At 64.6% G+C, this 13270-nt stretch carries 13 protein-coding genes and 1 pseudogene; 4 read left to right on the forward strand and 10 right to left on the reverse strand.

Annotated elements, in window-relative coordinates; genetic code table 11:
* Nucleotides 1–110: 110 nt before the first annotated feature.
* From OKW27_RS07690 to OKW27_RS07710, 5 genes and pseudogenes are all read right to left on the reverse strand, one after another.
* A complete protein-coding gene (locus OKW27_RS07690) occupies nt 111–986 on the reverse strand; it encodes a 3-hydroxyacyl-CoA dehydrogenase family protein (RefSeq protein WP_429334566.1) in 876 nt (291 codons plus the stop codon).
* A gap of 213 nt (nt 987–1199) precedes the next feature.
* Nucleotides 1200–1505: a hypothetical protein gene (locus OKW27_RS07695; RefSeq protein ID WP_090808246.1), complete on the reverse strand. Its 306-nt coding sequence runs from the start codon at nt 1503–1505 to the stop codon at nt 1200–1202.
* A gap of 488 nt (nt 1506–1993) precedes the next feature.
* Nucleotides 1994–2152 (reverse strand): hypothetical protein, encoded by a 159-nt coding sequence (locus tag OKW27_RS07700; RefSeq protein ID WP_167368734.1) that lies wholly within the window; start codon nt 2150–2152, stop codon nt 1994–1996.
* A 163-nt stretch (nt 2153–2315) separates the two neighbouring features.
* Entirely contained in the window at nt 2316–3686 is a 1371-nt protein-coding gene (locus OKW27_RS07705; protein ID WP_429333100.1) for a hypothetical protein, read from the reverse strand.
* 307 nt (nt 3687–3993) lie between these two features.
* Nucleotides 3994–4149, reverse strand: a pseudogene (locus OKW27_RS07710) (MgtC/SapB family protein); the annotation flags it as partial.
* A 274-nt stretch (nt 4150–4423) separates the two neighbouring features.
* On the opposite strand from OKW27_RS07710, the gene OKW27_RS07715 reads away from it, so the two are divergent.
* On the forward strand, nt 4424–5557 hold the full coding sequence (locus OKW27_RS07715) for an AGE family epimerase/isomerase (protein ID WP_429333101.1): 1134 nt from the start codon (nt 4424–4426) through the stop codon (nt 5555–5557).
* A 302-nt stretch (nt 5558–5859) separates the two neighbouring features.
* Nucleotides 5860–6063 (forward strand): cold-shock protein, encoded by a 204-nt coding sequence (locus tag OKW27_RS07720; RefSeq protein ID WP_018424088.1) that lies wholly within the window; start codon nt 5860–5862, stop codon nt 6061–6063.
* A 133-nt stretch (nt 6064–6196) separates the two neighbouring features.
* Here the strand turns inward: OKW27_RS07720 and OKW27_RS07725 are convergent, their stop codons facing one another.
* A complete protein-coding gene (locus tag OKW27_RS07725) occupies nt 6197–7819 on the reverse strand; it encodes a methyl-accepting chemotaxis protein (RefSeq protein ID WP_429333102.1) in 1623 nt (540 codons plus the stop codon).
* A 282-nt stretch (nt 7820–8101) separates the two neighbouring features.
* Here OKW27_RS07725 and OKW27_RS07730 point away from each other — a divergent pair, with 282 nt between their 5' ends.
* The gene (locus OKW27_RS07730; RefSeq protein ID WP_429333103.1) at nt 8102–8536 is read left to right on the forward strand and encodes a PaaI family thioesterase; all 435 of its coding nucleotides are present in this window, start codon (nt 8102–8104) and stop codon (nt 8534–8536) included.
* 87 nt (nt 8537–8623) lie between these two features.
* On the opposite strand, the gene OKW27_RS07735 is transcribed toward OKW27_RS07730, so the two are convergent.
* Genes OKW27_RS07735 through OKW27_RS07750 form a run of 4 tightly spaced genes read right to left on the reverse strand, consistent with a single transcriptional unit; the run spans nt 8624 to nt 12180 of the window.
* Nucleotides 8624–9472, reverse strand: a complete 849-nt coding sequence (locus OKW27_RS07735; RefSeq protein ID WP_429333104.1) for an ureidoglycolate lyase — start codon at nt 9470–9472, stop codon at nt 8624–8626.
* Between the two features lie 52 nt (nt 9473–9524).
* Nucleotides 9525–10268, reverse strand: coding sequence for an SDR family oxidoreductase (locus OKW27_RS07740; RefSeq protein ID WP_018424084.1), 744 nt, complete (start codon nt 10266–10268; stop codon nt 9525–9527).
* Nucleotides 10269–10301: 33 nt separating this feature from the next.
* A complete protein-coding gene (locus tag OKW27_RS07745) occupies nt 10302–11132 on the reverse strand; it encodes an amidohydrolase family protein (RefSeq protein ID WP_184073095.1) in 831 nt (276 codons plus the stop codon).
* Nucleotides 11133–11139: 7 nt separating this feature from the next.
* Nucleotides 11140–12180 carry an aldo/keto reductase gene (locus tag OKW27_RS07750; protein ID WP_429333105.1) on the reverse strand — a complete coding sequence of 347 codons (1041 nt, stop codon included), beginning with the start codon at nt 12178–12180 and terminating at the stop codon, nt 11140–11142.
* Between the two features lie 260 nt (nt 12181–12440).
* Between OKW27_RS07750 and OKW27_RS07755 the strand changes: the two genes are divergently transcribed.
* Nucleotides 12441–13226 carry an IclR family transcriptional regulator gene (locus tag OKW27_RS07755; protein WP_090808230.1) on the forward strand — a complete coding sequence of 262 codons (786 nt, stop codon included), beginning with the start codon at nt 12441–12443 and terminating at the stop codon, nt 13224–13226.
* Nucleotides 13227–13270 lie beyond the last annotated feature (44 nt).

Genomic DNA, 13270 nt, shown 5'->3' on the forward strand with positions numbered 1-13270 from the left:
GAAGTGGCTTGGGGTTGGCTTGGAGTTGATTTAGGTTCGCTTGCGACGCGTGTGGCAGTTAGCGCGAAAAGCGGCGGAGTACCAGGCACGGAACGGCTATTTATACCGCACTAGCCGCGCCCGATCACGCACTTGCGCCCTTCCTTTACCCGCGCGATGCGCGCTTCATCCCAGTCATGAAACCCCGCGCCGCTGCGCACGCCGACACGCCCCGCGTCGACCTGCGCGCGCAGCAGATCGATCACGTCCTCGTCTTTCGCGAGTTTCGGCATCAGATGCGACGCGATGTCGACGAACGTGTCGAGTCCGCCCATGTCCGCGCCCTCGAATGGTCCGACGATGCCCCAGCGACGTCCCAGCGAAGCTTTCATCACGCGATCGACGACCTCGGGCGTCGCTGCCCCCGAACGCACGATGTGCAACGCCTCGCGCAGTACCGCGAACTGCAGCCGATTACCGACGAAGCCCGGAATCGCCTTCGCGAGCACGACCGGCTCCATGCCGATCGCGCTCATCAGTCCGGCGGTTTGCCGCACGACTTCGGGCGCGGTCTCGGTGCCCGGCACGACCTCGACGAGCGGAATCATGTGCGGCGGGTTCCAGAAATGCGCGATCACGAAGCGTTCTTTCGCGCGCAGCGGGGTGGCAAGCTGGTCGGGCGGGAAGCCGCTGGTGTTGCTCGCGAGGATCGCATCATCGGCGAGCAGGCTGGTCAGCGTCGCGTAGAGGCGGTGTTTGAGTTCGAGCACTTCGGGAATCGCCTCGATCACGAAGCGCGCTTGCCCGATCGCATCGAGTTGGGCATTGGTTTCGATGCGCGCGAGCGCCGCCTGTTTGGCAGCATCGTCGATACGGCCCGCGTCGATCAGTTCGTCGAGCACGGCTTGCGCTTTCGGCGCGACGCTCGCGAGTCGCGCTGGATCAACGTCGTGAACGATCGTCCGGTATCCATGCAACGCGGCCTGCGTCGCAATGCCGACGCCCATCAGTCCCGTGCCCACCACCCCTATCGCTACATCCTGTGTCGTCTTGTCCACACGCGCTCCCGCTGCCGTCGATGAAAGCCCCGAAGCATAGCGCAGCACGCGCAATACCACGGTCGGACTCGCACGCCCAAATGCGACGAAGCCGGCCTTCCCCTCGAGGGAAGACCGGCTTCGTGGACTTACGCCGCCTGTTGCGACGCCATCAGGCGCGCTTTAGTAGCGCGGGGGCGGGGTGCGGTGATCGTCGCCGCGGTGGTGCGGATCGTAGTCGTGCGGATGATGGCGCATCCACTCGTCGTGCTCCCAGTAGCGGTGGCCGTCCCAGTAACGATCGCCGTGCCAGCCGATGTTGATCGACACGCCCACCGGCATCATATGCGGTTGGCCGTACACGACTGGTGCCGGACCGTGTTCGACGATCACGCGGTCTTGCGCGAATGCGCTACCAGCCGCGACGAGTGCGCCGCCCGCGAGCAGCGTTGCGATCAGCGAGCGCGATGCCTTGCCAAAGTTTTTCATAATGACCTCCCGTCAAAGTTTTATTCCAGGCCAGCGTCCGTGTTTGCTCGGATCGTGCGATTCGCTTCGCTTGTGAGCCGAACCAGACGCCGTACGCTTGAGACTCACTTTAGCGGCCCGAATCGCGCGAAGACGTTAGCACTTGTAAGCGAGCATTTCATAGATGGGGCCTGTTGATGGAAGCGCGGTGTCGCTTTCGCGCTTCATTCAACAAAGGTTTACGGGCAATGCCTTCATTCGACTCGCTGAATCAGCGTGAAAGCCGGTTACATTCATTTCGGCCCCGAAATAATTCGCAAGGAGTCGGACAGACACTGGAGGCCTGGCGCTGGTACGTCTGTCTCGTCGCGCAATGGTGCATTGCGACAAGAGAGCCCCGAAAAACAAAAAGCCACGATCCGCATTTCGCGAATAGTGGCTCAATGAGAAGCGCACTCGAGGTGCGCGCCCCGGCGCGTTGTCGCGCGCTCGGGAGGTGCGGCTGGTTTTTAGTCCGTCAGCTTGATGCCGAACAGCGTGGCCTGCGCGCGGCGCAGACGCTCTGCTTCACGGGCGCGCGCTGCGTACGAGTAGTCCGAATCCAGCGGCAGATGGGGCGACGCAAAGAGGTCGCTGACCTGTTGGAACAGTGCAAAGATGTAGCTCATGGCGACTCCCGGTTAGTGACTGCGTTGCTAGGGTTTTCCCTTAGTTGTGATTATAGGGGTTTTCCCTAGAGAAAAGCTAGTGCACTGCAGCAAATTTTCGCTGCGGCGGGTTGCCGCGATGTCATTGGGCCGGGAGGCGTTGCATCGCGACAACGTCCCCGATTTAGTGACTCGGCGGCCGCCGGTGCGAAGCGGGAGCGTGCCTCGCGCGCGTCGGCGTCGCGCTGGGCTGTAGGGGCGCGGCGGGGGGCGCTGCGGTGGGGGTCGTGGCGGCGGGCGCCGAGGCGGCGTTCGCTGTCGCCGTATGCACGTCGAGCAGGCTCACCATCGCCGCTTGCTGGTTCTGCATCATCTGTTCGATGCGGTGTTGCTGCGCCGTCGTCTCGCGCGTGAGGCGCATCAGCAGCAGCGTCTGCGCGATGCCGATCGCCACTGTCACCAGCAGCGCACCGACCACGATCGACAGCATCCATTTCACGCGCCGCGAATGATCGGTCGCGGCGCGGCGTTGATCGGCGATCACGCCATAGAGCGCATCGACCGTATCGGCGAACGCGGTGGCACGCGCGCGGTCGAGTTCCGGCTCCGAGCGTAGCGCGGCGGCGGCCGCGTCGGTGCGGCGCGCGTCACGCGAGGAAGTGGCGAATCCGGCGTGGTTGTCTGCGGACGAGGACCGGGGTGTCGTCAGCAGCGCGGTGGCGGAGAGCTTGTCGTCCTGTTTCGTGGTCACGGCCTCTGGCGAGGCGGATTGCGTACGCGTCGCGGGCTCGTCGGCGGACTGGCTCATGCTACTGCCGTCGGTCGCAGCGGACGTTGCAAGGGAAGCCGGGGCGGTAGCCGCTGCGGCATCGCGCGATGCCGTCGCGGCTTTCGCGAACGTCGCGGCGAAACGCTGCTGTGGCTTGCCCGCGCCCGCCGTCGCAGCCGACTCCGCTTCGGCCGCCTGGCGCAACGCGGTCACGCTGCGCGCGACGGTCGCGGCGGCCATCGCCGAACTGGGCGGCGCGGATGGCTCACGCGACGTTGCCGCGGGCTTGTGGTCGGTGTTTGCTGCGGCGTTCGGCGCTGAGCCGTCGGGGGCGCCGTTCGCGGGCTCGTTTGCGGGCTTGTTTGCAGACGCATCCGCAACCGCCATCACCGGCTCGACGTCAAACCCGCTCAACTGCCCGTTCACCGGCATCGGCGCATCCAGCTTCGCCGCACGCGGTGCGCGGCGCGCAGTTTTGTCGAGCAACCCGTGTTCATCGAATACGCCGACCGCCTGCAGCACCACGTCCGGCAGTTCGAAGCCGTGCAGCGTGCCTTGGCGGACGTCGATGTTCATCGCCTCGAGCGTCGCGCGGGTCGGATCGTCGGGGAACAGGTCGAGCGTGCTGTCGTCGCGCGCGACGCCGCTCAGTTGCGCGAGGCGTTGCGCCGAGCGCGCCGCGCGCGCCAGCTTGTTTTCGGTTTCGGTGGAGACGGCGCCCTGGCGCTGCTTCTTCGAAGCGACGCGCGGGGGCATGGACTGCGGGGATGCTACGGAATCTGCCATAGAGGAAAAAGCGGTCGTCGCCAGGAACGGGGCGCCGGATGCCGCTTGTCATTGCCATTGGAATATTTAGAGCCGGCATTGTCGCATGGCGCTCCGCCCGTGCCGAAGCCATTCCCCGTCGATTTGCGCCCTTTCGCGCGCCTCGCGCCTTTCACGACCTCGCGTCGTCGCCCTGGAATTCCCGGACGCCCTGCCATTGCCGAAGCCGAGCGCAGGTCGACTCGCATTGCGCATTCGACACGCGATGCAGCGTGATGATCACTTCGTCGCACTCGTTCACATCGTCGCTTTGCTGCATCACGAATTACGCGGACACGATCATGATGAGCGCCGAGCCCACGCAGACCAACATGTGCGTGCGCAAGCCCGCCGCCCACGACAACCGCTCCCGCTCGTAGCCGATCACGCTGCCGAGCATCGCGGCCAGCACGAGACGGGAAATGAGTTCGAGATTACCGGGCATCGTTGTTCCTCCTTATCCGAAATGAGCGGCGGAGGCAGCTCAGTGCGCCTCGCGTTGCGCATTCCATGCGGCTCGTGCATCTGTCGCGCCTGATGCGTCTGTCGCCCCGCGTCGGCGTCGAGCATTTCGGATGCTTGACCCAAGCTGTCAGCGCGAGGCGTTTGCTTTATGCTAGGCCGCACACCGCAGCAGTCTCGGCGAGCGGAATCCTGAACCGCCGCCCTGAACGCTGCCTCGACACACTGCGCGCGTTGCGCGCCCGAACCAACCGACGATGCCAAGCACGCCCCCTCCCCCTGCTTCGACGACCACCGCCGCGACCGCGCTGCGCGAGCACTTCGCGAACGTGGTGCTGCCGATGTGGCGCGGACCCGGCTTCAATCACGCGTTGCAGCTGCCCTACGAAGCGCTCGACGCCACCGGAGGCGAGCCGCTGCCCGCGCAACGCTATCGGGCGATGGCATGCGCGCGGCAGCTGTTCACGTTTGCACAAGCGGGCGACATGGAACACGCGCGCGTGCTGTTCGATTCGCTGACCCGCTCCTTTCGGGACGCCGACCACGGCGGATGGTTCTACAGCGTCGACGCGCTCGGCCTGCCGCTCGACACCACCAAGGACCTCTATACGCACGCGTTCGTCGTGTTCGCGTGCGCGGAATACGCGCGGCGCTCCGACGACCTCGACGCGCTGAAGCTCGTGCACAGCACGACCGCGCTGATCCAGTCGAACTTCGCGGCCGACGGCGATCTGTTCAACGCCGCGCTCAACCTCGACTTTTCGAAGGTCACCGCCACGCCGTTGCAGAATCCGCTGATGCACCTGACCGAAGCGTGGCTCGCCGCCTGCGAGGCGACGCGCGACAACGTCTTCGGCGCCGCGTTGCGCCGCCTCGCTGGCGCGGTCGCGCGACACTTCGTGCATGCGCCGAGCGGCTGTATCGCCGAATTGCCGATCGGCGCGAGCGGCAACCGCCTGGAGCCGGGACATCAGTTCGAGTGGTACTGGTTGGTCAGGCAGGCGGGCGCGCTGCTCGACGGCACGGGGCTAACCGACGCGCTGGCGCGCGCCTTCACCTTCGCGCAGCAGCATGGTGTGGACCCGGACAACGGCGGCGTGTGCGCATCGCTCGACGAGGCTGGCAAGGTCAGCGACGCGACCCAGCGGATCTGGGCGCAGACGGAATATCTGCGCGCGCTCGCCAGTCACGACGATCCGGTTGTGCGCGCGGCGCTGCCGCAACAGATCGCACGTTTTCAGCGATGCTTTTTGCATGAACACGGCTGGTTCGAATGCAAGACATCGAGCGGCGAAATTGCACGTACGGACATGCCGTCAACGACGCCTTATCATCTGGCCACCGCCTACGCGGCGCTGCCTGTGGACGCCGGATTTCGAGCGGGAACTTAGCCGAATTTGGCCAGTGATAGATGAAGTTCCACGCTTGATCGCCTCAACAAAGTGCGGCACGCACGGACGAATGTCCGCCGCCGGGTCGCGAGAGAAATTTGATGTTGCTGGTAAACCCTGGCGCAAAAAAGTTCTCGTCAGACGTTCTCAAAGCGCGCAAAAACATCAAAACCGGGGAATACCCGGACGCAGGTTGATTGGCGTCTGTCATAAAGACGTGATACAACTCTCCCCTCGCGCTCGCTCTCGCATTGGTGCGATCGCGGTCGCGATGCAATACACAACATTTATTTGGATCAAAAATGGCAACAGGTACTGTTAAGTGGTTTAACGATGCAAAGGGCTTTGGCTTCATCACCCCGGACGACGGCGGCGAAGACCTGTTTGCACACTTCTCGGAAATCCAGTCTTCGGGCTTCAAGTCCTTGCAGGAAAACCAGAAAGTGTCGTTCGAAGTCAAGCAAGGCCCGAAGGGCAAGCAGGCTGCAAACATCCAGCCGGTCTAAGTTCCTTCGGGTACTTTGAGACAGACTTGGACGTCACGATAGGCGCCTCTACAGGCGCTTGCGTCTAATGCAAAATGGCTCGCTTTACGCGGGCCATTTTCTATTTCTGCGTCCGTTTTCAAGCGTCGCCGCTTTAAAGCGCATGCATTCCGGTTAATGCGAATTCTGCGTTTGCGACGGACAGTGCTCCGCGCTGTTGCGTACGCAACACACTTTCAGAAATTTCGAACACGGAAACGGCCTGTTTCAATTGCTTGGTTTGCTGATGTAGCGAAGCCGCCGCCGCCGCGGCCTGCTCGACGAGCGCCGCGTTCTGCTGCGTCATCTCGTCCATCTGCACGACCGCCTGATTCACCTGCTCGATGCCGGTGCTCTGCTCGAGCGACGACGCGCTGATTTCGGCCATCATCTGCGTGACGCGCGAGATCGACGCCGACACATGACTCATCGCTTCGCCGGCGCGCTCGACGAGCGTCGAGCCGCCCTGAATCTCCGCGACCGATTCGCTGATCAGCGTCTTGATTTCCTTCGCCGACTGCGCGCTGCGTTGCGCGAGGCCGCGCACTTCGCCGGCCACGACCGCGAAGCCGCGGCCCTGCTCGCCCGCGCGCGCCGCCTCGACGGCGGCATTCAGCGCGAGGATGTTGGTTTGGAACGCGATGCCGTCGATCACAGAGATGATCTCGGCGATCTTGTCGGAGCTCTGCGCGATGCCGCGCATCTTGTCGACCACCTGATTGACGACTTCGCTGCCGCGCGACGTCGCGTCAAGCGCGGTCTCGGCGAGCGCATTGGCTTCGCGCGCATGATCGGCGTTCTGGCGCACGGTCGCTGTGAGTTCCTCCATGCTCGATGCCGTTTCCTCGAGCGATGCCGCCTGGTTTTCGGTGCGCGCCGACAGATCGGCGTTGCCGGTCGCGATCTCGTTGGCGCCAAGATGGATCGAGTCGGCCGATTCGCGCACGCTCTTGACGGTGCGTGCGACGCTTGCCTGCATCGTCGCGAGGCCCGAGAACAGACGGCCGATTTCGTTGCTGCCGCGTGCGGCGATCGGTTGATCGAGATGGCCTTGGGCGATGCGCTCGAAGTGGCGGCCCGCTTCCTCGAGCGGTGCCACGACGCCGCGGCGCAGCGCCGTATAGACGGCGAGCGTGCCGGCGACGAGCACGAGCAAAATCACCACGCTGACGATGCGAAACGCCGCCACGCGCGCATCGATCGAATCGAGCGACGCGCGGCTCGCGGCGTCGCCGAATTGCCCAAAGTTGTGCACTTCCGCCAGATAGGCGTCCTGAAACGACTGCGTCGGCTGATCGAGGAAGGCCTGGATGTTGTTCGAGTCGAGATACTGCGCGAGCTCCGCGAGCGCGCCATGCAGCGTCTTGTAGCGTTCGGCGAGCGCGGCGGCGCGCGCGCTGTTTTCGTCGCTGGTCTTCTGCGCGCTCATGAAGGCCGCGAAAGACTGATCGGCGGCGGCGAGCTGTTCGCGAGCGTGCTGCACGATGTCCGTGGGCTCGGTGCCCCCGCGCACCATGCGCGTGCCGGCACGCGACAGGTTGATGCGCGCGTCCATCAGGCGCTGCGTCGTCTGGTTGACCGCGTCGACCTGCTTCAGCGCGATGTTCGACAGATCGCCGACGTCGTCGTGCGTGCGCGTCAGTGACCAGAAGCCCAACCCTACCGTGACGAGCTGGAAGACGCAGAACGCGGCCAGAACACATAGCAGGCCGGATGCGACCTTGATCTTGCTGAACATCGTGGACACCTGGGAACAAAGGATAACGGAGGTAAATCAGGGTTAACGGCAGGCCGATTGGCGGCTTGAGGCCAATTCCCGCAAAAAGCGCTCTACGTGCAGGTTTCATCGTCGATCGTCGCGATTGCGGTTGTTTTGCGCAACAATGCGCCGGTGGTCGCGACGAATCACCTTGCGCAGCGCAGCGGCACTTCCTAGAGTGGGTAGGGACCGCATGGCACGCGCCGCGCGGATGTTTTGTTGCACCGATGCACTACCCAGACCCTGCACGAAGGAACCACGATGACCGACCTACTCGACCGGGCGCGCGGCGCACTGCACGCCCAGCCGTTCAGCATGCTGCTAGGCGCGGAGCTGATGCACGCCGGCAGCGACGAGCTCACCCTATGTCTGCCGATTCGGGATGAACTGCGGCAGCAGCATGGCTTCGTGCATGGCGGCGTCATCAGCTATCTCGCCGACAACGCGCTGACTTTCGCGGGCGCGCTGTCGCTGGGTCCGAGAGTCGTGACCGGTGAGTACAAGATCAATTATCTGCGCCCGGCAGTGAAGGGCACGCTGATCGCGCGCGCCAGTGTGGTCTATGCGGGCAGGCATCAGGCGACCTGCCAGTGCAGCGTGTTCGTGATGGAGGGGAATCGCGAGAAGCTGGTGGCGGTCGCGCAGGGGACCGTGAATCGGATTGGAGAGAACGGGGAGCAGGAGGCGGGGGCTTAAAGCCGGGACGCCATGAAAAAAGCCGCTCCTGCGCAAAACAGGAACGGCCTTTCATTTCACAGCGATATGACGGAAAGAGAAAGCGCGTTACTCCGCCGCGTAAGTCTTCTGCGTCTGCTCGCCCAGCCCTTCGATACCCAGACGCACCGTCTGCCCCGGCTTCAGAAACACCGGGTTCGGCTTCACACCCATGCCCACGCCCGGCGGCGTGCCGGTCGAGATAACGTCGCCCGGCTGCAGGCTCATGCACTGCGACACATACGACACCAGCTTCGCGACACTGAAGATCATCGTCTTCGTGCTGCCGTTCTGGTAGCGATGGCCGTCCACTTCGAGCCACAGGCTCAGGTTCTGGGGATCGGCGACTTCGTCGCGCGTGACGACCCACGGGCCGATCGGGCCGAACGTGTCGAAGCCCTTGCCCTTGTCCCACGTGCCGCCGCGCTCGATCTGCCATTCGCGCTCCGACACGTCGTTGACGACGCAGTAGCCGGCCACATGCTCGAGCGCGTTTGCTTCGTCGACATACTTCGCCGCCTTGCCGATCACGACGCCGAGTTCCACTTCCCAGTCGGTCTTCTTCGAACCGCGCGGGATTTCGATGTCGTCGTTCGGGCCGCTGATCGCGCTCGTCCACTTGTTGAAGATGACCGGTTCCGCCGGTACCGGCAGATTCGATTCCGCCGCGTGATCCGCATAGTTCAGGCCGATGCAGATGAACTTGCCGATCTTGCCGACGCACGGTCCAACGCGCGGATTACCTTCGACGACCGGGAGCGTTGCCGGATCGAGCGCGCGCAGTTTCGCGAGACTTTCATCGCCGAGCACAGCGCCGTCGATATCGCCCACTACCTTCGACAAATCGCGAATCTTGCCTTGCGCGTCGAGCAGGCCCGGCTTTTCCTGGCCTTTCGGCCCATAACGAAGCAGTTTCATCGTTGCACTTCCCTTTACGTTCAGTAGTGTTCGGTTCGTCAGTCAATCAGAATCAGTTCGACCATCCGCCGTCGATTACATGGAGTTGGCCCGTCGTGAACGACGACTCGTCGGACGCGAGATACAGCGCGAGCGCGGCGATCTCCTCCGGCTTGCCGATGCGGCCCATCGGCTGACGCGCGACGAAGGCGGCCTGCACCGCATCGAGCGACGCGCCCTGCGCCTGAGCCTGCGCGGCGATTCGCTGTTCGAGCGACGGCGAGGACACCGTGCCCGGGCAAATCGCGTTACAGCGTACACCACGCGTGACGAAATCCGCAGCGACGGACTTCGTCAGCCCGACCACCGCGGCCTTCGACGCGCCGTACGCGAAGCGATTCGGCACGCCCTTCACGCTCGACGCCGCCGACGACATGTTGATGATCGAGCCGCCGCCTTTCTCCAGCATGGCCGGCAAGAACGCGCGAATCATACGGTACATGGCCTTCGCGTTGAGGTCGAAGGCGAAATCCCAGTCCTCTTCGCTGCATTCGAGGATATTGCCCGAGTGTACGAAGCCCGCGCAGTTGAACAGCACGTCGATCGTGCCGACTTCCGCGGCGAGCGCCTTGATCGCCGCGCCATCGAGCACGTCGAGCTTGCGCGCCTCGACCGGCTTGCCGGCGAGTCCGTCGATGCGGATATCGGTGGCGATCACGCGCGCGCCTTCGCGCGCGAACAGTTCGGCGGTGGCGAGACCGATACCTTGTCCCGCTGCGGTGATCAGGGCCGTTTTGCCGGCCAGTCTTTGTGTCATCTACGACTCCAGTTGAATGGGCTGCTAACGAAATCAAAGCCGATAAAACGCGGCGGCGTTCTCGCCGAACACGGCGTCGCGCTCGGCGTCGCTCAACGACGCGACGAGCGTGGTCGCCACCGAATGCCAGAGCAAATAGTCGCCGTTCAGTTCGAGCACCGGCCAGTCGCTGCCCCACATCAGCCGCGCGGGACCGAACGTGTTCAGCAGATGCTCGACGTAGGGCCGTAGCGTGTCCTCGGTCCAGCCGGGCGAGGCCTCGGTCGCGAGACCCGACAGCTTGCAGTGCACCTGCGGCAGCGCGGCGAGCCGCGTGATCGCGTCGCGCCATACCGGGTAGCCCGCCTGGCCGTAGCGGATCGGCGGCTTCGCGCCATGATCGACCACCATGCGCAGCGCCGGAAAACGCTGCGCGAAGATCTCGACGTATTGCACGTGACGCGCGTAGATCAGCGCATCGAACGCGAGATCGTGCGCGATCAGCGCCTCGATCGCCGGCGCGAGATCGGGGTTGGCGATCCAGCCGTCGTCGGGCAGATCCTGAAGCATCGGCCGCACGCCCTTGAACTTCGGCTCGCGCGCGAGCACCTCGATCAGATCAGGCGCGTTCGGCAACAACAGCGGCACCCAGCCGACCACGCCCGCGATCGACGGCTCGTGCCGCGCGATGTCGAGCAGGTAGCGGGTTTCGTCGAGCGTCGGCGCGGCCTGCACGACCACGGTCCGCTCGATGCCGGCCTGTTCGCGCAACGGCTTCAGATCATCAGGCCCGAACGGCCGGTAGAGGATTTTCAGTTCCGGCGTCAGCCACTCGTAGTCACCCCGCGCGGGGTCCCAGTAGTGCTGGTGAGCGTCGATCGGCATGGTCGGATCAGTCCTCGGGCGCGGGCGCACGGGGGTCGAGCAGGCCCGCGTCGCGCAGTGCGGACCACAAGGCCGCGGGGATCGGCAGCTCGAACGACGCGACGTTCTCGCGTAATTCGTCGGCGCTACGCGCGCCGGTCAGCACGGTGGCGACCGCCGGGTGCGCATACGGAAACTGCAACGCGGCGGCGGCGAGCGGCACGTCATGCGCGCGGCATACCGCCTCCAGACGCGCGACGCGCTCGATCACCTCGGGCGGCGCGGCGCCGTAATTGAACTTCAGATCGCCTTCGACGCCCCGCGCCAGAATGCCCGAATTGAACGCGCCGCCGAGCAGGATGCTGACGCCGCGCGCCTCGCAGGCGGGCAGCAGGTCGTCGAGGGTGGTCTGCTCGAGCAGCGTATAACGGCCCGCGAGCAACGCGCAATCGATATCGCACTCGGCCATCGCGTCGAGGATCACCGCGCCCTCGTTGACGCCGAGGCCGAGCGCCTTGATTGCGCCCGTCGAGCGCAGGCGCTCGAGCGCACGGAAGCCGCCCCCTTCGGTCAGTTGCCGCCAGTAGTGCGGATGCTGGTCGCCGTGCGTGACGCGACCGATGTCATGCACGAGCAGGACGTCGATATCGATGATGCCGAGGCGCTGCTGGCTGTCCTCGAACGAACGCAGAATGCCGTCGTGCGTGTAGTCGTAGATCGCTTCGAACGGCAGCGGATTCTGCCAGCCTTCGCGGTCGTCGAATGGCGACGTGCGCGGCACGAAGCGGCGGCCGACCTTGGTCGACAGCACATACTCGCCGCGCGGATAGTGGCGCAGCGCGGCGCCGAGCCGATGCTCGGCCTTGGTGTTGCCGTAGTGCGGCGCGGTGTCGAAGTAGCGCACCCCCGCGTCCCAGGCGGCGGCGATCGTCGCTTGGGCCTCCTCGTCGGACAGGTCGCGGTACAGGCCGCCGAGCGGCGCCGTGCCGAGCCCCAGTCCGCTCACCTGCAACGAGCCGCGGCCGATACGGCGCCGCTGCCCGATTTTCGATACGATCGATGCCGACATGAGCGTGTCTCCAGATTTGTGGTCTTTTTACCATGCGGCGGCGAGGGTGCAGCGGTCACACTCCGCGCACCGCTTGGGAAGTGCATTCATTCACCAATAAACGTATTATTCATATTCGAATTTTTCCAAGTCAAGAAAACTACGCGGCGCGGATGCCTGGGTTTTCCCTGGACAAAGGCCATCCAGTTCGCGAAATGCTACGCACTCGCCCGCGCACACCAGATAATCAGAACTCCACACGGAATTCCCGGACCCTCACGATGGACGCCGAAGACAAGGACGACGACCGCTATCGCGCCCCCGCGCTGGATAAAGGCCTCGACATTCTCGAGCTACTGTCCGAGCAGAAGGAAGGACTCACGCGCGCCGAAATCACGCGGCAGTTGGGCCGCAACGCGAGCGAGATGTACCGGATGCTCGAACGCCTCGTCGCGCGCCAATACGTGGTGCGCTCGGCGGCCGGCGACCGCTACTCGCTGAGCCTGAAGCTGTTCGCGCTCGCGCACCGTCATCCGCCAATGAACCGGCTGATCGCAGAAGCGCTGCCGCTGATGCAGCGTTTCGCCGACGCGGCCGAGCAGTCTTGCCACCTCGTCGTCTACGACCGCGGCAACCTGCTGGTGATTGCGCAAGTCGACGGACCGGGCACATGGGGCATGTCAGTGCGGCTCGGTTCGCGGGTCGGCCTGATCGACACCGGTTCGGGGCGCGTGATGCTCGCGTTCCAGAGCGTCGAGCAGCGCCAGCAGATGCTGGCGGAGCACACGAAGGTGAAGGGCGAAGTGACGCTCGATCTCGACGCGCTGGAGGAGGCCTGCGAGCGCATCCGCGCGGCGGGCTTCTGGCAGAAGGACAGCCAGCAGACCTTCGGCGTCACCGACGTGACGTTCCCGATACTCGCGCCGTCGGGACAGGCGAGCGCGGTGCTGACCTGCCCGTATCTGCGGCGGATCGACGAATACGTCGCGCCGACGCTCGAAGCGGCCACCACGCTGCTGCGCGACACGGTGCAGGCGCTGTCGATGTTCCGCGAGCAGGCCGCGTGACAGGTAAGTTGCGCGGTAAGTTGCGCGGCGGCGTGCACGCGCAC

It is taken from the genome of Paraburkholderia sp. 35.1, assembly GCF_050436525.1.
Taxonomy (GTDB): domain Bacteria; phylum Pseudomonadota; class Gammaproteobacteria; order Burkholderiales; family Burkholderiaceae; genus Paraburkholderia; species Paraburkholderia tuberum.

Bases quoted from the DNA above. Each gene is read 5' to 3' on its own strand.
- OKW27_RS07725 (WP_429333102.1), bottom strand. From the start codon at position 7,819: ATGTTCAGCAAGATCAAGGTCGCATCCGGCCTGCTATGTGTTCTGGCC.
- OKW27_RS07730 (WP_429333103.1), top strand. From the start codon at position 8,102: ATGACCGACCTACTCGACCGGGCGCGCGGCGCACTGCACGCCCAGCCG.
- OKW27_RS07750 (WP_429333105.1), bottom strand. From the start codon at position 12,180: ATGTCGGCATCGATCGTATCGAAAATCGGGCAGCGGCGCCGTATCGGC.
- OKW27_RS07705 (WP_429333100.1), bottom strand. From the start codon at position 3,686: ATGGCAGATTCCGTAGCATCCCCGCAGTCCATGCCCCCGCGCGTCGCT.
- OKW27_RS07745 (WP_184073095.1), bottom strand. From the start codon at position 11,132: ATGCCGATCGACGCTCACCAGCACTACTGGGACCCCGCGCGGGGTGAC.
- OKW27_RS07735 (WP_429333104.1), bottom strand. From the start codon at position 9,472: ATGAAACTGCTTCGTTATGGGCCGAAAGGCCAGGAAAAGCCGGGCCTG.
- OKW27_RS07720 (WP_018424088.1), top strand. From the start codon at position 5,860: ATGGCAACAGGTACTGTTAAGTGGTTTAACGATGCAAAGGGCTTTGGC.
- OKW27_RS07690 (WP_429334566.1), bottom strand. From the start codon at position 986: ATGGGCGTCGGCATTGCGACGCAGGCCGCGTTGCATGGATACCGGACG.
- OKW27_RS07755 (WP_090808230.1), top strand. From the start codon at position 12,441: ATGGACGCCGAAGACAAGGACGACGACCGCTATCGCGCCCCCGCGCTG.
- OKW27_RS07715 (WP_429333101.1), top strand. From the start codon at position 4,424: ATGCCAAGCACGCCCCCTCCCCCTGCTTCGACGACCACCGCCGCGACC.
- OKW27_RS07695 (WP_090808246.1), bottom strand. From the start codon at position 1,505: ATGAAAAACTTTGGCAAGGCATCGCGCTCGCTGATCGCAACGCTGCTC.
- OKW27_RS07740 (WP_018424084.1), bottom strand. From the start codon at position 10,268: ATGACACAAAGACTGGCCGGCAAAACGGCCCTGATCACCGCAGCGGGA.
- OKW27_RS07700 (WP_167368734.1), bottom strand. From the start codon at position 2,152: ATGAGCTACATCTTTGCACTGTTCCAACAGGTCAGCGACCTCTTTGCG.